Here is a 19642-nt window from a genome sequence, read left to right as displayed (position 1 = left end):
TCACTGATGCCGCGTCGTTCGTCGACAGCACGTTTGCCCTGTCCTGCCTCGTTTACTGTCGCGACTGTCCGATAGCCCCATTCCGCATCGGTTATGTCCAGACAGGCCTGTCGCCTCAATCTGCTTCGGTTAGTACACTGACAGGACTCGCGCCCTGTCCCGCATTAATTAGTGTGCCGACAGGACGCTTGCCTCATCCCGCACCGGCTCACCGGCACTGACCAGCACCGGCATGCCCGAACGGCGCGTCAGCGTAGCGTTAATCAAGGCCTGGTCACTTTTCTCGCTCTTCATAAACGTCCTGAAGCCCGCACTTAAGGCCAGAGGCGCGGTTTGCGGATCGTCTTTCTCGCTGCGCGACAAGGGCTGATGGACTTCAACGTAACGTTTGCCATCGGGCTCAACGGTATATTTCACCGGTTGGTTAATCACCTGCACGCGCGTTCCCACCGGCACCGCATTAAACAGCGCTTCGATATCGTCCGTGCGCAGGCGAATACAACCCGAACTCACGCGCATGCCGATACCAAAATTGGCATTAGTACCATGGATAAGATATTGCCCGGTTCCCCGCGCCATACGCAACGCATGCAGCCCCATAGGGTTATCCGGGCCTGCGGGCACCACTGCAGGCAGGGTAATGCCCTCTTTCGCGTAGCGCTTACGAATATTCGCGGTAGGCGTCCAGGTGGGATTAGGGATTTTCTGGCTGATGCTGGTCACCATCACGGGCGTCATGATCCCCATCTGACCGATACCAATCGGATACACGATGACCTTGTTTTCACCTTTTGGGTAATAGTACAACCGCAGTTCCGCCAGGTTTACCACAATGCCTTCGCGTGGCGTATCCGGCAGAATCATCTGTAGCGGAATGGTCAGCTGCGTACCCGGCCTGGGCAACCACGGATCGGTGCCTGGGTTCGCTTCCAGCATGCCCAGCAGGCCAACCTGATAACGCGCAGCGATATCTTCCAGCGGGCGTTTATTATCTGGCACCTGGGTAACAAGATTTTCACCTGTCAGGCGGCTGCCAGGCGGCGGCAAGGGATATTCGGTAGCAAAACCGGGTGCAGAGAGCCCAAAACAGGTCAGCAGCAATGCACCGGCTATATAAAAAGCAGGTTTCATGCGATGTTCTCATCAGACAGTAAAAAGACGCCGGATGGCGTCTTTGGAGTGTATCTTAGCTGAGGTTCTGAGCGGTATGGCGAATTGACTTAATCATCGCCTCCAGCCCCTGCGAGCGCGTCGGCGTGAGGTGCTGAACGAGGGCCAGTTCGCTGAACCAGTGGCGAACATCCAGTGCCACGATTTCAGCGGGTTGCAGGTTCTGATAAAGGCTAAATACGATAGCAATCAGTCCTTTAACGATAGCTGCATCACTGTCACCTTCAAAGGCGATCGTACCGTCTGCCTGCGGGGTCATCTTGATCCACACCTGACTCTGACAGCCGGTAATGGCATTTTCAGGCTGGTGCAGTGTTTCAGACGATTCCGGGAGTTTGGCACCTAATTCAATGATGTACAGATACTTCTCTTCCCAGTTAGCGCAACGATTAAAGTTGCGCACCAGTTTCTCTTTTTCTGGCAACGTGGCCATGAATCACTCCGTTTACGTTGTTCAGCCGCCCAGCAGGCGATGAATACGCGTCAGACCTGCCGCCAGCCGATCCACTTCGTCTTCACTGTTGTAGAACGTGAAAGAAGCGCGACACATCGCGGGGACCTGATAATGGCGCAGCAGCGGCATAGCGCAATGGTGGCCGGTACGAATCGCGATACCGTACTGATCAAGGAAGCTGCCGACATCAAAGGCGTGATGTTTGCCCAGGTTAAAGGCAATCACACCGGTACGCTGCTGCGAACCGTAGATCTGGATATCCGGCACGGAGGCGAGCTTATCAAGCGCATAATTCATCAGGATTGTTTCCCGCTGATGAATCGTATCCAGTCCCAGCGCCTCAACATACTCCAGTGCGGCGCCCAGACCAATGATGCCACCGGTATTCGGCGTTCCGGCTTCAAAACGCCACGGTGCCGTATTCCAGGTGGTGCCGGTGGGCAGCAGGACTTCACCAATCATCGATCCGCCCCCTTCCCAGGGTGGCATGATGTCCAGCAGCGCCTTGCGGCCATACAGCACGCCAATGCCCGTTGGGCCATAGAGCTTATGGCCGGAGAACACATAGAAGTCGCAGTCGATATCCTGTACATCGACGGCGCTGTGCATCACGGCCTGCGCCCCGTCGATCAGGGTAACCACACCTGCTGCCCTGGCCTGCGCGACGATGGCTTTGACCGGATTCACCGTACCAAGCACATTGGACACATGGGTGACCGCCAGCAGGCGCGTGCGGCTGTCAATCAGCCCCGCCAGTTGATCCAGCGCCAGCTCACCGTTGTCGGTCAGGGGCAGTACCCGAATTTCCGCACCACAGCGTTCAGCCACCATCTGCCAGGGCACGATATTCGCATGGTGCTCCATCTGCGTGATAATCAGGTTATCACCGGGTTGCAGTTGACTGCCCGCCCAACTGTTGGCAACCAGGTTGATGCCTTCCGTCGTACCTTTAACAAAAACGATTTCTTCCGCAGAAGCCGCATTCAGAAAACGTGCCGCCTGTTCGCGAACGTTTTCCATATCGCTGGTTGCCTGCTGGCTGAGCGTGTGAATACCGCGGTGCACGGCGGCATAGCCGTGCTGGTAGAAATGGCTTTCGGCATTGATGACCGACAAAGGACGCTGTGCGCTGGCCGCGCTGTCAAGGTAAGCCAGCGGATGACCGTTGACCTCACGCTTCAGAACCGGAAAATCCGCTCTGATACGCTCGAGATCGAAGTTCATCATGAGTTGTCTCCAGGAAAACGCTGAGCAATGCGCTGGAGCACCGCCTGGCGAAGAACGGGGTTCTCCAGCGTTTCGGTTAACTCAGCCGCAAAGGCGTGAATGATCATGGTCTGCGCGGCGTCCTGCTCAATACCGCGCGAACGCAGGTAGAACATCTGCTCGTCATCAATACGGCCTACAGTCGCACCGTGGCTGCATTTAACGTCATCGGCATAAATTTCCAGCTGCGGCTTGGTATCCACTTCGGCCAGGCGACCTAACAGCAAATTGTTGTTGGTCATCTGACCATCTGTCTTTAACGCATGCTGCGCCACTTTGATATGGCCGTTAAAGACCGCACGCCCTTTGTCACGCACGATGGTTTTGTGCATCTGACGGCTCAGGCAGTGGCCTTTGTTGTGCTCAAGATAGGTGCGGGTATCCGCCACTTCCTGATTCACGGGCAGCACCAGACTGTTCAAAGACAGCTGGGTGTTTTCGCCGTTGAGCTGCGTACTGGTGTTATGACGGCTTAAACCCGCACCCAGTAAGAAGCTGGTGCTGGTCACCTGCGCATCACGGTTAATCACGATGTCATTATGGGCAAAGTGATAACTTTTAGTGCTTTCAAAGGCCAGCTTGGTGTGCCTGAGCGTAGCATTATCAGCGACAGCAAAGGTAAAGCGACCGCCGGTGAAGTGCGCGCTGTCGTTCAGCGTGACATAGTGCTCGATGACTTCCGCTTCTGCACTCTCTTCCAGTTGCAGATGATGACGGTAATGAACGGTATTCATGCCATCATCTTTGCCGCTGGTGATGTGCAGCAGGTAAAGCGGACGTGAAGCCGCCTTACCGCGCGGCAGACGAATATGGGTCACTTCTTCAGCCAGGCTTTCCGTCAGATGCAGAAAGACTTCTGGCTGAACGGGCGCAGGCAGATCGCGACGCTCAGCGGCAACGCTGTGCTGAATCTCGAAAAAATCAGTCCCGGTCGCACTCAGCGCAGACTGGAATTTGCCGTCGACAAACACCAGACGAATGGCATCCAGCGGCAGAGCCAGCGCTTCAACCTGTGAAGCACTGACGTCCTGAGACTCAGGCAACACAAAGTGCTGTGCCAGCAGGCCATCCAGCGGCGTGTATTTCCAGTTTTCATGCTTGCGCGTGGGCAAGCCCAGACGCATTAACTGCTGCCAGTGCTGCTGTGCCTGCATGGAGCGCAGTTCACCGCGCGATTCAAACAGGTGGTGCCACTGTTGCAGCGCAGTATCACTCTTCGTCGGTAAGCCAGCCATAACCCTGCTCCTCCAACTGTTTCACCAGCGAGAAGTCGCCAGATTTCACGATTTTGCCCTGATACAGCACATGCACAAAGTCAGGTTTGATATAGTCCAGGATACGCTGATAGTGCGTGACGATGATGAACGCACGCTTCTCATCGCGCAGGCTGTTTACGCCGTTAGCCACGATTTTCAGGGCATCGATGTCGAGACCGGAGTCCGTTTCGTCCAGAATGCACAGATCGGGCTCAAGCGCGGCCATCTGCAGAATATCGTTACGCTTCTTCTCACCGCCGGAGAAACCGACGTTGACAGAACGGGTCAGCAGATCTTCAGGCATCTTGAGCAGATTAATTTTCTCTTCGATGAAATCCTGGAAATCAAAACGATCGAGCTCATCCTGCTGACGGTATTTGCGCACTGCGTTCACAGAGGTCTGCAGGAAAAACTGGTTGCTGACGCCAGGAATTTCAACCGGATACTGGAACGCCATGAAGATCCCTTCACCCGCGCGCTCTTCCGGCTCCAGCTCCAGCAGGTCTTTGCCTTTAAAAGTCACTGAACCGCCGGTGATTTCATAGTCTTCACGGCCAGCTAAGGTCGCAGACAGCGTACTTTTACCTGAACCATTCGGTCCCATGATGGCATGAACTTCGCCTGGTTTAATCTCAAGGTTCAGACCACGTAAGATCGCTTTGTCTTCAACGCTAACCTGTAAATCTTTAATACTTAACATACTTATTCCTTCACATTGCTTCCGGCAACGCGTGTGACGGCGTCAATCAGCCCACACTGTGCTCAAGGCTGATGGCTAACAGTTTTTGTGCTTCCACTGCAAATTCCAGCGGCAGCTCAGAGAATACGTCTTTACAGAAGCCGTTCACGATCATCGAGATAGCATCTTCTTCACTGATGCCACGTTGCAGACAGTAGAACATCTGATCTTCGCCGATACGTGAAGTGGTCGCTTCATGCTCCAGCTGGGCGGTGTTGTTGCGGGTTTCAACATATGGGAACGTATGTGCTCCACAATCTGGCCCAATCAGCATGGAATCACACTGGGTAAAGTTACGTGCGTTGGTGGCCGTCGGCATGATTTTCACCAGGCCACGGTAGGTGTTCTGGCTTTTACCGGCAGAAATACCTTTGGAGATAATGGTCGACCGGGTGTTTTTACCAATGTGAATCATCTTGGTACCGGTGTCCGCCTGCTGGCGTCCGCTGGTTAAGGCGACGGAGTAGAACTCGCCCACGGAGTGATCGCCACGCAGGATACAGCTCGGGTATTTCCAGGTAATGGCCGACCCGGTTTCCGACTGCGTCCAGGACATTTTACTGTGGTCGCCTTCACACAGCGCACGCTTGGTCACGAAGTTAAGGATACCGCCCTCGCCTTCACCGCCCGGGAACCAGTTCTGCACGGTGGAGTATTTCACTTCCGCATTCTTGTGGATGATCACCTCGACCACCGCTGCGTGCAGCTGATAGCTGTCACGGACCGGTGCAGAACAGCCTTCAATGTAGCTGACATAGCTGTCTTCATCAGCAATCAGGATGGTACGTTCAAACTGACCGGTTTTCGCCGCGTTAATACGGAAGTAGGTCGACAGCTCCATCGGACAACGCACCCCTTTCGGGATGTAAACAAAGGTACCGTCTGACGCAACCGCTGAATTCAGGGCAGCGAAGAAGTTGTCGTTGGGTGGCACTACCGTGCCCAGATATTTCTTCACCAGCTCCGGATGATCGTGAATGGCTTCACCGAACGAGCAGAAGATAATGCCCTGTTCCGCCAGCTTGCTACGGTAGGTGGTGGACACCGACACCGAGTCAAAAATGGCGTCAACCGCCACTTCCTTGCCTTCGCGCACCGGTACACCCAGTTGGTTGAAGGCGTTTTCCACTTCCTGCGTCAGGTAATCGTTGGCAGGCGCCGCGCCTGAAGCCTGCGTGGCTCCCGGCTCCGACGCACAGGTATCGTCACAGTTGCCGCACGACGGCGCGGAATAGTAACTGTAATCCTGGTAGTCGAGCTTTTCGTAGTGCGCTTTCAGCCAGTGTGGCTCTTCCATTTCCAGCCAGGCACGAAAAGCTTTAAGCCGAAACTCCAGCATCCACTCTGGCTCGTTACGCTTAGCCGAAATTGCGCGCACGACATCTTCATTGATGCCGTTGGCAAATTCTTCGGTTTGCAACTGGGTAAAGAAGCCCTCTTTATAATTGAGCTTGCCTTCCCACATTTGTACATCGTCAGATGTTTCGCTGTGTCGTGACATATTTCACTTACTCGACGCCAAAGCTTTCACCGCACCCGCAGGCGTGTTGAGCTTTAGGGTTATTGAATTTAAAAATTTGATTCAGGCCTTCACGGACGTAATCCACTTCAGTGCCATCGATAAATGGCATCGCCTGAAGCGGTACAAACAATGTTGCGCCGTAGTAGGTAAACTGCAGGTCGTCATCTTCTGGTTGCTTCACCAGATCCATGACATAACCAAAGCCGGCACAACCGGATTGTTTAATCGCTAAACGCAGGCCCTTGACTTCTGGGTTTTCTGCGGCCAGATTTAGAATTTGTTTCGCTGCGGTTTCGGTCAGCGTTAACCCTTTCCACACATATTCGTCAGGTGAGAAAGAGTCTGCATTCACGGATGACATGTTGCTACCTCTTGTGAGTCCGGACCTTTTCAGGCTATCCCCCTATGGTAGTGATCTCACTGATCACTTCAACCTCTTGTTTTGCAGGGATAATCATTAGGTGCTGTTTTTAACAGCGCATTTATTAAGCATAGCGTCTTCAGCCAGGCTTGCATTCGCAAAACAGGCAGGAAGCACGACCCCGTAACCTGTTAATAACTGGTGAATTTTAAAATCATCACTTTATGATAAACCCTTTATTGATAGGTTACGCCTTTCTGTGTTGTAAACAGATTGTTATTTCCGATTATACCGACAGGTGAAATAAATCGGAAAAAAATTCTCATTTGCCAATTGCAATCGCTGTTCAGTTGAATATGATAATTATTATCATTCAGCATCAGGATGCGTTATGTCGTTATCGGTTTCCGCCTGGCTTCAGCACAAACTTGATGAATACCGTTTTTCGGTTCGCGATCTCACTGTCGATTTTTACCTGGCGCAGGCCAGACTTGACCGGGCTGAGTGTACCTTTCAGCAGTTACGTCAGTTCAATGATACCTGTCTGGATATGGCAGAACTTTGCCAACTGAACGGTGACGACCAGAGTTATTTGCATGCCATGGGTAAGCTTCATCACCGACTGGTCGTAGAAATGCAAAATCCCGACCGGGATCGGCTGTTTCGCATTCAGGCTTACCAGCTGGCAAGACTGTCACTGACCCGGCTATGCCACCAGCTGGCCATTACAGGTGAATGGGAACAGGCGACGGTGCTCCAGAGTAACTTTGTCAAACATGCAGGCTGGATATTCTAATCCAGCCTGCGGTTGACGTCTCCTGCCTTTTTACACCAGCTCAAGCAGAGCCTGAAGCGGATGGCGCATGCCATTGCCTTCAACACGTTTAACCTGGCTCCGGCAGGAAAAACCGGTTGCCAGACAGCGTTGACGCGGCAGCTTTTGCAACTGCGGATGCCATGAGAGCGCGTAAATGCCCAGCGAGTTGTCCAGATTTTTGCTCTCGTGTCCGTAAGTGCCCGCCATGCCACAGCAGCCCACGTTGATGTTTTCCAGCTTTGCACCAAAACGTAAAAAAATCGCCTGCCACTGACCGGGTGTTGCAGGCAAGGCGGTGACTTCGGTGCAGTGCGCAAACAGATACCAGGCTTCGCCGCTGGCAATCTGGACGTCACGTTCCTGCACCGCATTCTGCAACCATTCATGCACCAACAGCACATTGAAATCGCCCCGCGCCTCCCCCAGCGTCTGGCGATATTCATCGCGATAACACAGGACCGTTGCGGGATCGATGCCGACCATTGGCATGCCCAGCCGGGCGACGCGATTGAGAAAATCGGCGGTTTTACTGGCCGTGCGGGCAAAGCGTTGTAAAAAGCCTTTAACGTGTTGTGCCTTACCGTTTGGCGAGAAGGGCAACAGAACAGGTTGATAGCCGAGTTTCTCAATCAGTTTGATAAAGTCGCTGACCAGCCGGGCCTCATAGAAGCTGGTAAAGGGATCCTGCACCACCAGCACCGTTTTCGCCCGCTGCGCCTCCGTCAGCCCTTCAAGCTGTTCCAGCGTCATCTGCATTGCCGGATGGCCGCTCAGCTGCTGTTTGAGAGTGGGTGAGGAAAGCAAGGGCAAATCCACCATGCCAATGTGCGTTTTGCTGAACGATGCGGCCCAGGGCTGTTTAAGGAAGAAGTTAAAGACCGTAGGCGCTTTTGCCATCACGGGCGCATAGCTTTCCACCGCGGCCACCAGATGATCGCTCAGGGGACGAAGATAGCGCGTATGATAAAGCTGCAAAAAACGCGAGCGGAAAGCCGGCACGTCAATTTTAATCGGGCACTGGGTTGAACAGGCCTTACAGGCCAGGCAGCCTGACATGGCATCCTTCACTTCATGCGAAAAATCATATTCCCCTTTATTCGCATACCAGGTGTTCCGCATGCGGCCAACCAGCCCCCGCAACGACAGTGTCTTCTCCGGCAGTTTTTTCTCAAGCATCACCGGATCCACGCCCTGTTCTGCCAGCAAGCGCAGCCATTCGCGTGTTAAGGTGGCGCGCCCTTTAGGTGAATGAATGCGGTTGCGCGTGATTTTCATCGAGGGGCACATCGGGCTGCGCACGTCGAAATTGAAGCATAAGCCATTACCGTTACATTCCATCGCGCCACGCCAGGTGTCACGCACCTGTACAGGAATCTGGCGGTCATAGCTGCCGCGTTTGGTGGCATCCACCTGCATCATCGCCGCATCGCTGTTATAAGGCGTACAGATCTTGCCGGGGTTCAGCCGGTTATCGGGATCGAACGCCGCTTTGATACGGCGCAGTTCGTTGAACAGGGTGTCCCCGAAGAAGGCCGGACTGTATTGCGCGCGAAAGCCCTTGCCATGTTCGCCCCACAGCAGACCGCCATAGCGCGCGGTCAGTTCGACCACCTCATCAGAAATCTGCTTCATCATCATTTCCTGATGCGGATCGCACATATCCAGCGCCGGCCGGACATGGAGCACGCCCGCGTCCACATGGCCAAACATGCCGTAACTCAGTCCATGGCTGTCAAGAAGCGCCCGGAACTCGACGATGTAGTCGGCAAGGTGTTCCGGCGGCACGGCCGTATCTTCGACAAACGGAATCGGTTTCGCCCGCCCTTTCGCATTGCCCAATAATCCCACCGCTTTTTTACGCATGTTATAAATGCGTTCGATGCTGTCCAGGTCGTTACAGCGTTGATAGCCAATGACGCCGCCTTCCTGCTGCGCGATCAGCGCATCAAGTCGGCTGCAGAGTTGCGTCAGTTGCTGCTCAATTTTCGCTTCGTCATCCCCGGCAAACTCCACAATATTCAGCCCTGACATCGTTTTGTCGGGAACATCGGTGATCAGCGCTTTCACCGAGTGCCAGACGATGTCCTCCCGTGCCAGATTGAGCACTTTCGAGTCCACCGTTTCGACGGAAAGAGCCTGCGCCTGTACCATCAGAGGCGCATTGCGCAAAGCAGAATCAAAGGAGTCGTATTTGATATTCACCACGCGCCGCACTTTAGGCAGGGGCGTAATGTCCAGCCGGGCTTCACTGATAAAGGCCAGCGTGCCTTCTGCGCCGCACAGCAGGCGCGTCAGGTCAAACGTTTGCATATCGTCGCTGAAGACATGACGCAAATCGTAGCCGGTCAGGAAGCGGTTCAGTTTGGGAAATTTTTCCAGAATCAGGTCACGCTGTTCGCGACATCGCGTCAGAACCTGCTGATAGATGCGGCCCTCTGGCGTGGGCGTTTGCGCCAGGCTTTCGGCCAGCGCCGTGGGCATGGGCCGGGTATCCAGAATATCGCCCCCCAGCAGGACCGCCCGCAACCCAAGAACATGATCAGAGGTTTTACCATACACCAGCGATCCCTGGCCGGAGGCATCGGTATTGATCATGCCGCCCAGCGTCGCACGGTTACTGGTCGACAACTCTGGCGAGAAAAAGTAACCAAACGGTTTCAGATACGCGTTAAGTTGATCTTTAACCACGCCCGCTTCTACACGCACCCATCCCTGCTCGGTGTTAACCTCCAGGATACGGTTCATGTAGCGGGACATATCCACAATAATGCCCTGATTCAGTGACTGGCCGTTAGTGCCGGTCCCGCCACCGCGCGGGGTGAAAACCAGACTCGAGAACGCCGGGTCCCCCGCTACGCGGGCAATCAACGCGACATCAGCCGTCGAGCGCGGAAACAGCACCGCATCGGGCAGCAGCTGATAGATGCTGTTGTCGGTTGAGAGAGAAAGCCTGTCGGCATAACTGGTGGCGGTATCGCCGGTGAAGCCCTGTTCTTTGAGGGTTTCAAGGAATGTCAGCACCCGCTGGATAAGACCCGGTGCCTGAGAAATCTGTGGGATCATGATTCTGTGACCAAAGATGTTGTGTAGGTTTGCGTCTGTCGCGTGCGTTAATCTCCTGTTTTATCACATTTCTGTCAGCCCTGTCGTTTTTTCAGGAAAGGCTGAAACCATTTCTTTACAAGCCTGTTTAAACGCCCTCAAATAGCTCATGATGACGGGTCACTGTCATCCCCTGCGTTGACGGATCTCAAAGAGGTAATGCTTAAGATGAAAAGCCTGGAACGGCAGATAGACCTTCCCCAAATGTTGTTCACTCTGATATTCATTTTGCTGTTGATTGCCGCCTGCTTATGGGTGGTGCAACCTTTTATCCTCGGCTTCGCCTGGGCCAGCATGGTAGTGATTGCAACCTGGCCGTTGATGCTGAGAATTCAGCGACTGCTCTGGGGCCGGCGTTCTCTGGCCGTCATTGTGATGACCATTCTGCTTCTGTTGCTGTTTATTATTCCGGTTGCCCTGCTGGTGAACAGCCTGATTGATAACAGTGCTCCGGTAATTGCCTGGGCGACGCAGGGCCATATGCTGCCGACGCTGAGCTGGCTGAATGACATTCCTGTGGTCGGGGAAAAACTGTATGCCAGCTACCAGAAACTGGTGGCCGGCGGCGGTGCGGCCATCATGGCCAAGCTTCAGCCTTACGTCGGTCGTACAACAGGCTTCTTTGTTGCGCAGGCCGGACACTTTGGCCGGTTTATGATTCATCTGGCCGTGATGCTGCTGTTTAGCGTGCTGCTCTACTGGCGCGGTGAACAGGCGGCGCTGGGAATTCGCCATTTCGCTGTGCGCATGGCGGGCCGTCGCGGTGATGCCGCCGTTTTGCTGGCCGGGCAAGCCGTACGTGCGGTGGCGCTGGGCGTGGTGGTGACTGCGCTGGTACAGGGCGTGCTGGGCGGTATCGGGCTGGCCATCTCCGGCATTCCTTATGCGACCTTGCTGACCGTCCTGATGATCCTCTGCTGTCTGGTCCAGATTGGTCCCCTGCTGGTGCTGGTGCCCGCCATCGTTTATCTCTACTGGAGCGGCGATACGACCTGGGGCACGGTGCTGCTGGTGTGGAGCTGCGTCGTCGGAACACTGGACAATATTTTGCGTCCCGTGCTGATTCGTATGGGTGCCGACCTGCCGCTGATTCTTATTTTATCCGGTGTCATTGGCGGACTCATCGCGTTTGGCATGATCGGACTGTTTATCGGCCCCGTCGTGCTGGCTGTCTCCTATCGCCTGGTGTCCGTCTGGATGAATGAAGTGCCCAGACCACCGGTCGATCCGCTCAAAGCCCTGGACGAAAAGACGGATCAATAGGCCCTGTTCTGCATTTCATATGATTAGTAGTGGTTAAGTAGGCTGGCTGATTAAGATATCACCAGCCTTTTTTTCATTAGTAGTTTTTAAGATAAAACGCATATTTAGCGCTTTAAGCCCATTTTTCGGCCTGAAATGATTATTTTTCATACATAATAACTCTCCTCAACGCTCTTAATGATGGTCAAAATATTATTTCCTTTAAACTAATAAGAGGATTCTTAAAGACGCCAGCAAGCGGTATGAATAACATATTTAACAAGTTTGAAATCAACTCACTGATTTCTAAACACCCTTATTTCCCCTGAGTAGCGTAAAGAATTGCTGTGTGTAGTCTTTGCCCATCCCCTGTGATGGGCTTTTTTTTTGCCTGTCGAAAAGGGGTTGCGCCCCTTTTTCACCGGTCAGGTTGTATGAACAGGCCGAAGAGCAACCTCGCCCCTTATACGCTTTCCGCGCAAGTGATATCTCGACAACCGGAGCGGGTCAGCACTGATCAACCCGTCTGCTTTTCCGCCGGGAATAAAAAAGCCAGCTTGCGCTGGCCTTAAAGTAACAGTGTAAACGTCGCGTCAGGCAGACTTATTCAGGGCCGCCAGGCTCAGCCACGTTTCCACGACGGTATCCGGGTTAAGTGACAAACTGTCGATGCCCTGCTCCATCAACCAGGCCGCAAAATCCTGATGATCCGAAGGCCCTTGTCCACAGATACCGACGTATTTACCCTGTTTTTTCGCCGCCTTGATCGCCATGGACAGTAAGGCTTTCACCGCCTCATTGCGTTCATCAAACAGGGCAGACACGACGCCGGAATCACGATCGAGCCCCAGCGCCAGCTGCGTCATGTCGTTCGAGCCAATGGAGAAGCCGTCAAAGTGCTGTAAAAACTGCTCCGCCAGCAGAGCATTTGACGGGATTTCACACATCATAATGACCTTCAGTCCGTTCTCACCCCGCTTCAGCCCCTGGCGACCTAACTCTTCGACCACCGCCTGCGCCTGGTCCACCGTACGTACAAACGGCACCATGATCTCGACATTGGTCAGTCCCATGTCATTTCGCACCCGCTTCACCGCTTCACACTCAAGCGCAAAACAGTCGCGGAAGCTTTCTGACACGTAACGGCCAGCGCCGCGGAAGCCCAGCATGGGGTTCTCTTCTTCCGGTTCGTACCGTTCCCCGCCGACCAGATTGGCGTATTCATTGGTTTTGAAGTCGGACAATCGCACAATCACCCGTTTGGGTGCGAATGCCGCGCCCAGGGTCGCGATACCTTCAGTCAGGCGCGCAATATAGAACTCGACGGGATCGTCAAAGCCTTTCATCAGCTGACGAATGTGTTGCTGCAACGCCGGCGGTTGTTGGTCAAACTCAAGCAGCGCTTTAGGATGCACACCGATCATGCGGTTGATGATGAACTCCAGGCGCGCCAGCCCAACCCCTTCATTGGGTAAGCAGGCAAAATCAAAGGCGCGATCCGGGTTACCCACGTTCATCATCACCTTCAGCGGCAGGTCCGGCATGGTATCGACCTGCGAACTGGTCACGTCAAAATCGAGCAGTTCGTCGTAAACATAGCCGGTATCGCCTTCCGCACAGGACACGGTCACGGTATGACCTTCTTTCAGGCGCTCGGTGGCATCGCCGCACCCGACCACCGCCGGAATTCCCAATTCACGCGCTATAATCGCGGCATGACAGGTACGCCCCCCGCGATTGGTGACAATAGCGGAGGCCTTTTTCATGATCGGTTCCCAGTCAGGATCGGTCATATCGGTCACCAGCACGTCACCTTTTTCGATACGGTTCATTTCGCTGATGTCATGAATCACCTTAACCGGCCCGGCACCAATGCGATGGCCAATTGCACGGCCTTCAATGACCACATTTCCCTGGCCTTGCAGGGTGTAACGCTCCATCACCTGACCATTTGAGCGCACGGTTTCCGGTCGCGCCTGCACGATGAACAGCTTGCCGGTATGCCCGTCTTTTGCCCATTCAATATCCATCGGGCGCTTATAGTGCTGCTCGATCAGTACCGCCTGCTGTGCCAGCGCCTGAACTTCGCTGTCGTTCAGGCAGAAGCGGTCGCGTTCCGTTTCCGGCACATCCTCGATTCGCACCTGCTCGCCGTGCTCACGTGAATCGGCATACACCATCCGCACTTTTTTCGAGCCCATGTTGCGGCGCACGATTGCCGGACGCTTCGCGGCCAGTGTGGGTTTATGCACGTAAAACTCATCCGGGTTGACAGCGCCCTGCACCACCATTTCGCCCAGACCCAGCGCCGCCGTGATAAACACCACCTGATCAAAGCCAGATTCCGTATCAATGGTAAACATCACGCCTGATGCGGCCAGATCGGAACGGACCATACGCTGTATGCCTGCCGACAGGGCAACACCCCGGTGATCGTAGCCCTGATGAACACGGTAAGAGATGGCACGATCGTTAAACAGGGATGCGTAAACATGTTTCACCGCTACCATCACAGCTTCGATGCCCTGCACGTTCAGAAAGGTTTCCTGTTGTCCGGCAAAGGAAGCATCGGGCATATCTTCTGCGGTGGCCGAGGAGCGTACGGCAAAAGAGGCCTCGGCATCGTCTGCTGAGAGCTGTTCGTAAGCCGACAAAATGGCGGCTTCAAGTTCAGGCTGGAAGGGCGTTTCGACGACCCACTGACGAATCTGCTTACCTGCTTTCGCCAGTTGATCAACATCATCAATATTGGTGTCATCCAGCAATGCATAAATACGCTGGTTCAGACCGCTCTGCTCAAGAAACTGATTAAAGGCCCAGGAGGTGGTCGCGAAACCATTGGGTACCGAAACCCCCAGAGAGGATAAATTAGTAATCATCTCACCCAGAGACGCATTTTTGCCTCCTACCCGATCAACATCATGCATGCCAAGCTGGTTGTACCAGAGTACTAACGGCTGTTCGCCTTTATTGGACATTGAACTGATCCTTTATTAATGAATGGGCACATGGAAAATCCTGCTATTAACACAATCAGCCTGGCATAACGTTTTGGCAAACACGATCTGTTGAATCGTTAAAGCAGATTCTGCACGGCAGTTTCAGACTATAACCCGCTTTTTTAAGACGTTGCGCAAAGGATTGTTTTTATCACAACCCACTCATTTAAAAGTATTTTTCATTTCAGGGTCCTCTAAAGCGTCGTTTTTGTTGCGCAACAAGGCGGGTGGAAAAGGCAGCTTCAGGCGCGATTTTCATGGCAAATCTGTGGCGGAGAAAAGGAATACTTTCTGTCGGTTATGCTAAAACTGTACGACAAATGGTTAAGCCAGACTTCACATGCCCCCGCTGGGATTCGCGCGCCTGAACTTAACCCTGCTCCGTCTTTTCACGACTTCCTTGCACGAGGCCTGCTCCATGACCACCGACAGAAGCGTTTTTTATATCTCCGACGGCACTGCGATTACCGCCGAAGTATTAGGCCACGCGGTGCTATCGCAGTTTCCCGTTAACACCAACAGTGTCACCCTGCCGTTTGTTGAGAATGTTCAGCGCGCGCAGGCGGTTAAAGCGCAGATCAATGCCCTTTTTCAGCAAAGCGGCGTGCGTCCACTGGTCTTTTTTTCTATCGTCACGCCGGAAGTGCGCGACATCATTCTGCAAAGTGACGGGTTTTGTCAGGACATTGTTCAGGCGCTGGTCGCTCCGCTTCAGCAGGAGCTTGGTCTCGCACCGGCTCCGGTCGCACACCGAACGCACGGACTGGATGCCAGCAATCTGGGCAAATACGATGCGCGTATTGCGGCGATCGATTACACCCTGGCACATGATGACGGCATTTCACTGCGCGGCCTGGAAGACGCGCAGGTCATTCTGTTAGGCGTTTCCCGTTGTGGTAAAACCCCCACCAGCCTCTATCTGGCGATGCAGTTTGGTATTCGTGCCGCGAACTATCCGTTTATTGCCGATGATATGGATAACCTGAAACTGCCGCCCGCTCTGCGCCAGCATCAGCATAAACTGTTTGGTCTGACAATTGACCCGGAACGCCTGGCGGCCATACGTCAGGAACGCGCGGAAAATACCCGCTATGCTTCCCTGCGTCAGTGTCGACTGGAGGTGGGCGAAGTGGAAGCGCTGTTCCGTACCCACCAGATTCGCTATCTCAACAGTACCAACTATTCCGTGGAAGAGATCGCCACCAAGATCCTCGATATTATGGGCCTGACGCGCCGCATGTACTGATCCGCCGCCGGCAGCGCCCTGTAACGTGGCGCTGCCGTAATTTTGCCTGCCATTGTCACGTTGATGCTTGAATTCACAAGCTAATGGTTTATTGTGACCCTCATCACTTCCCGGTATTCCACCGCTGCGAAGAACACATTTAGAGAACACCATGAATAAAACTGACGAACTGCGCACGGCGCGCATTGGCAGCCTGATCTCTCCTGCCAGTCTGGCAGCTGAATATCCGCTTTCCTCCGCCATGGCCGATAATATCACCGCAGCACGCAAGCGCATTGCGCGCATCCTCACGGGCGACGATCCCCGTCTGCTGGTCGTGATTGGTCCCTGCTCCCTGCATGACCCGGTGGCGGCTTTAGACTATGCCCGGCGTTTAAATGCGCTGCGCGAGCAGTATCAGGACCGGCTGGAAATCGTGATGCGGGCCTATTTTGAAAAGCCACGTACGGTGGTCGGCTGGAAAGGCCTGATCTCCGATCCGGATCTGGACGGTAGCTTTGATGTGAACCGCGGCATCGGCATTGCCCGTAAACTACTGATTGATATCAACGCCCTCGGCTTACCCACAGCAACGGAATTTCTGGATATGGTGATCGGGCAGTTTATTGCCGATCTGATCAGCTGGGGGGCCATTGGAGCCCGCACCACTGAAAGCCAGATCCATCGTGAAATGGCCTCTGCGCTCTCCTGTCCTGTCGGCTTCAAAAACGGCACCGATGGCAATGTGCGTATTGCTGTGGATGCCATTCGCGCTGCCCGAACCAGCCATATGTTCCTGTCGCCGGATAAACAGGGGCAGATGACCATTTACCAGACCAGCGGCAACCCGCACGGCCATGTGATTTTACGTGGCGGTAAACAGCCCAATTATCATGCCGCCGATGTCGCCGAGGCGACTGCCTGCCTGAATGAATTCGGCTTAGCGCCACAGCTGGTGATTGATTTCAGCCACGGCAACTGCCTGAAACAGCATCGTCGTCAGCGCGACGTTGCTGCTGATGTGGCTGAACAGATCAAAGGAGGTTCACGCGCGGTAGCGGGCGTGATGATCGAAAGTTTTATCGAAGAAGGCAATCAGAAAGTGGTGAGCGGTGAGCCCCTGACGTACGGTCAGTCCATCACCGATCCCTGCCTCAACTGGCAAGACAGCGAAGCTGTACTGGCCCTGTTAGCTGAGGCAGTTACTCACCGTTTATAACTTAGCTGGAACAACTGACTTCCAGTGATTTGCCCCAGTCCGGCGGCCGTTGACGATACTCAGCGGCCGTCGCGTCACTGAAGGGCTGCTGAAGCGCCTGATGTAAACGGGCCAGCGCCCCGCTCTCACCCTGCTCCGCCGCCTCGATCGCCTGCTGTGCCAGATAATTTCGCAAGACCAGCGCCGGATTGGCCGCTTTCATCACCTGCTGGCGCGTCGCATCGCTGACCTGCTCCTGCAACAAACGGGTGCGGTAATCCTGATACCAGCGATCAAAGGCAGCGCGATCGATAAATTCATCCCGTAACGGCGATCGCTGTTCTGACTGCTGCGTTTCACTGAGCAGGCGGAACGTCAGCGTATAATCGCGCCGTTCCTGACTCATTAAGCTGAGCAGACCGGTCAGAATCGCGTTATCCCCTGCCTCTTCGGTCAGAAAGCCCAGTTTCGCCCGCATCCGCTGGCCCCAGACGCGCATCAGTTCGTTTTCATAACCGCTCAGCGCCTGCTTTAGCTGCTCTGTACTGAGTAATCCTGACAGGGCATGCGCCAGACGATTAAGGTTCCACAGACCGATCATCGGCTGATTCTCGAAGCTGTAGCGCCCCTGGTAATCACTGTGATTACAGATAAAGTCCGGCTGATAGTCATCCAGAAAACCGTAAGGGCCGTAATCCATCGTCAGGCCAAGGATCGACATGTTGTCGGTATTCATCACACCATGCGCAAAGCCCACGCTCTGCCACTGCGCAATCAGGCGTGCTGTGCGCAGGACGATATCGGCGAACCACAGATAATAACGGTCGGCGTCCTCCGTCAGATGCGGCCAGTGATGACGAATGGCATACTCCGCCAGCTGTTTGACCTTGTCAGGCTGCTGGCTGTAAAAGAAGTGTTCGAAATGGCCAAAGCGCAGATGACTCGGCGCGATCCGCATCAGCATTGCACCGCGCTCAGCGGTTTCACGGTAAACCGGCTCATCGCTGATGGCTATCGTTAACGCGCGCGTGGTCGGGATCCCCAGATGGTGCAGCGCCTCCGAGGCCAGAAACTCACGCACCGTCGAGCGCACCACAGCACGACCATCGCCCATGCGCGAATACGGCGTCAGCCCTGCGCCTTTTAAATGCCAGTCGAGACGGCTGCCGTCTTGCTGGCGCTGCTCACCCAGCAGAATGCCGCGCCCGTCACCCAGCTGACCTGCCCAGACGCCGAACTGATGGCCACTGTATACCTGCGCCAGCGGTTGCATACCCGGCAACAGTGACGCACCGTACCAGACACCGTGCCCCTGCACGGTAAACAGATCGCTCTCCAGCGCCATTTCGTGCGCCAGCGGACCGTTGTGATATAACAGTCTGCCACCGGCAAGCGGGGTGGGATGTAAGGCGGTATAAGTACCCGAAAGCTCTCGAAACCAGCTGTTGTCAAAGACCATGTCTACTCCCAAACGACACCGGGTATCGTATGATAAAACCCACAGTGTAGCGTTGATAGCCGGGATTAAACAGGCGACAGTCGTGCAAATATCAGGGAGAGTGCAGGAATTGCTCGGAGTAGATCAAGGACTCAAACGCATCAGATTTCACCACCGGGAACAAGGCCCCCTGCAGATGCACATTACTTAGATGGCTAACTTTATCCAGTAAAATTTCGTCATCTACGCCACAAATAATCATCCGATCGCAATGGCTACGGAAATTATCAATGATGCTTTGCATAAATGGTAAAAAAGAAGCACGTTTAGCAAGCGACTGAATAAAGTGTTTATCCAGCCTGATACAGCTAAACAGATTATCGTAAACGGCAGTCGTCGACGATTTCCCCGCGCCAAAATGCGACAGAGACAATTTAAACTCACCATATAACGCCGCGAGAAGCGGATTATTTTTTCCCAAATGGAGCGAGAGAAACGTTTCGCTGATATCCAACCTTAAAAAGGGCAGTTGTTTTATTTTACGCGTCAGAAACTCACTTTCGAGCAGGGTGCTTGCCATGCCCTCGTCTGTGGGCATAAAGGCCAGCAGATTGTGCGTTTCGAAAAAGGTCTGATGCTTTTCCAGTAACGAAACCTGCCGCTGCAGCAGGCGCAGGCGCTGTGTCTCATCAAGCTGCGGCAACAGAACATCCTGCGGCAACGTGATAGGCGCACTTTCGTGGACGAACTGGGTAGCCAGCTCAATAGCGGTTAAGTGCCCTTCCTGGGAACAGGCGGCATAAAACCAAATTTCCGACTCATAGTCGGCCGACAGATGAATTTTCATTTTACA

General features: G+C 54.1%; 15 protein-coding genes and 1 other RNA gene. 5 read left to right on the top strand and 11 right to left on the bottom strand.

The features are described 5' to 3' along the window. Positions 1-168: 168 nt before the first annotated feature. From RAC65_RS00755 to sufA, 7 genes are read right to left on the bottom strand one after another with little or no spacing between them, the layout of a single operon-like run. Positions 169-1131, bottom strand: coding sequence for a L,D-transpeptidase family protein (locus RAC65_RS00755; RefSeq protein ID WP_039340609.1), 963 nt, complete (start codon positions 1129-1131; stop codon positions 169-171). A gap of 55 nt (positions 1132-1186) precedes the next feature. After that, the gene (sufE, locus tag RAC65_RS00750) at positions 1187-1603 is read right to left on the bottom strand and encodes a cysteine desulfuration protein SufE (RefSeq protein WP_006118976.1); all 417 of its coding nucleotides are present in this window, start codon (positions 1601-1603) and stop codon (positions 1187-1189) included. Between the two features lie 21 nt (positions 1604-1624). Further along, on the bottom strand, positions 1625-2848 hold the full coding sequence (sufS, locus tag RAC65_RS00745) for a cysteine desulfurase SufS (protein WP_058701739.1): 1224 nt from the start codon (positions 2846-2848) through the stop codon (positions 1625-1627). Continuing rightward, positions 2848-4125 carry a Fe-S cluster assembly protein SufD gene (gene sufD / locus RAC65_RS00740; RefSeq protein WP_058701731.1) on the bottom strand — a complete coding sequence of 426 codons (1278 nt, stop codon included), beginning with the start codon at positions 4123-4125 and terminating at the stop codon, positions 2848-2850. The genes sufS and sufD overlap by 1 nt, the downstream gene beginning before the upstream one ends. Beyond that, positions 4100-4846: a Fe-S cluster assembly ATPase SufC gene (sufC, locus tag RAC65_RS00735; protein ID WP_006118973.1), complete on the bottom strand. Its 747-nt coding sequence runs from the start codon at positions 4844-4846 to the stop codon at positions 4100-4102. The genes sufD and sufC overlap by 26 nt, the downstream gene beginning before the upstream one ends. A 46-nt stretch (positions 4847-4892) precedes the next feature. Next, entirely contained in the window at positions 4893-6386 is a 1494-nt protein-coding gene (sufB, locus tag RAC65_RS00730) for a Fe-S cluster assembly protein SufB (protein WP_033741147.1), read from the bottom strand. A gap of 7 nt (positions 6387-6393) precedes the next feature. After that, positions 6394-6768 carry a Fe-S cluster assembly scaffold SufA gene (sufA, locus tag RAC65_RS00725; RefSeq protein ID WP_006118971.1) on the bottom strand — a complete coding sequence of 125 codons (375 nt, stop codon included), beginning with the start codon at positions 6766-6768 and terminating at the stop codon, positions 6394-6396. Positions 6769-7159: 391 nt separating this feature from the next. On the opposite strand from sufA, the gene RAC65_RS00720 reads away from it, so the two are divergent. Next, positions 7160-7564 carry a hypothetical protein gene (locus RAC65_RS00720; protein ID WP_058701730.1) on the top strand — a complete coding sequence of 135 codons (405 nt, stop codon included), beginning with the start codon at positions 7160-7162 and terminating at the stop codon, positions 7562-7564. Positions 7565-7594: 30 nt separating this feature from the next. Here the strand turns inward: RAC65_RS00720 and RAC65_RS00715 are convergent, their stop codons facing one another. Continuing rightward, on the bottom strand, positions 7595-10648 hold the full coding sequence (locus RAC65_RS00715) for an FAD-binding and (Fe-S)-binding domain-containing protein (protein WP_058701729.1): 3054 nt from the start codon (positions 10646-10648) through the stop codon (positions 7595-7597). 207 nt (positions 10649-10855) lie between these two features. Between RAC65_RS00715 and ydiK the strand changes: the two genes are divergently transcribed. Together ydiK and rprA are read left to right on the top strand one after the other, a co-directional pair. After that, a complete protein-coding gene (gene ydiK / locus RAC65_RS00710) occupies positions 10856-11950 on the top strand; it encodes an AI-2E family transporter YdiK (protein WP_006118968.1) in 1095 nt (364 codons plus the stop codon). 259 nt (positions 11951-12209) lie between these two features. After that, positions 12210-12319, top strand: an RNA gene (rprA, locus tag RAC65_RS00705) — antisense sRNA RprA. Between the two features lie 203 nt (positions 12320-12522). Here rprA and ppsA read toward each other — a convergent pair. Beyond that, positions 12523-14907: a phosphoenolpyruvate synthase gene (gene ppsA / locus RAC65_RS00700; protein WP_033741141.1), complete on the bottom strand. Its 2385-nt coding sequence runs from the start codon at positions 14905-14907 to the stop codon at positions 12523-12525. Between the two features lie 439 nt (positions 14908-15346). Here ppsA and RAC65_RS00695 point away from each other — a divergent pair, with 439 nt between their 5' ends. Then, positions 15347-16174 (top strand): pyruvate, water dikinase regulatory protein, encoded by an 828-nt coding sequence (locus RAC65_RS00695; RefSeq protein WP_006118966.1) that lies wholly within the window; start codon positions 15347-15349, stop codon positions 16172-16174. A 151-nt stretch (positions 16175-16325) separates the two neighbouring features. Next, positions 16326-17372, top strand: coding sequence for a 3-deoxy-7-phosphoheptulonate synthase (locus tag RAC65_RS00690; protein ID WP_058701728.1), 1047 nt, complete (start codon positions 16326-16328; stop codon positions 17370-17372). A gap of 1 nt (position 17373) precedes the next feature. On the opposite strand, the gene RAC65_RS00685 is transcribed toward RAC65_RS00690, so the two are convergent. Together RAC65_RS00685 and RAC65_RS00680 are read right to left on the bottom strand one after the other, a co-directional pair. Next, positions 17374-18810 (bottom strand): protein adenylyltransferase SelO, encoded by a 1437-nt coding sequence (locus RAC65_RS00685; protein ID WP_058701727.1) that lies wholly within the window; start codon positions 18808-18810, stop codon positions 17374-17376. 91 nt (positions 18811-18901) lie between these two features. Continuing rightward, positions 18902-19636, bottom strand: a complete 735-nt coding sequence (locus RAC65_RS00680; RefSeq protein ID WP_006118964.1) for an EAL domain-containing protein — start codon at positions 19634-19636, stop codon at positions 18902-18904. Positions 19637-19642 lie beyond the last annotated feature (6 nt).

Origin of the sequence: Pantoea sp. BS_8 (genome assembly GCF_041954965.1) — a bacterium.
Taxonomy (GTDB): Bacteria; Pseudomonadota; Gammaproteobacteria; order Enterobacterales; family Enterobacteriaceae; genus Pantoea; species Pantoea stewartii.
The sequence above is the reverse complement of the archived record's forward strand: the minus strand, read 5'-3'. Positions and strand labels throughout refer to the sequence as shown.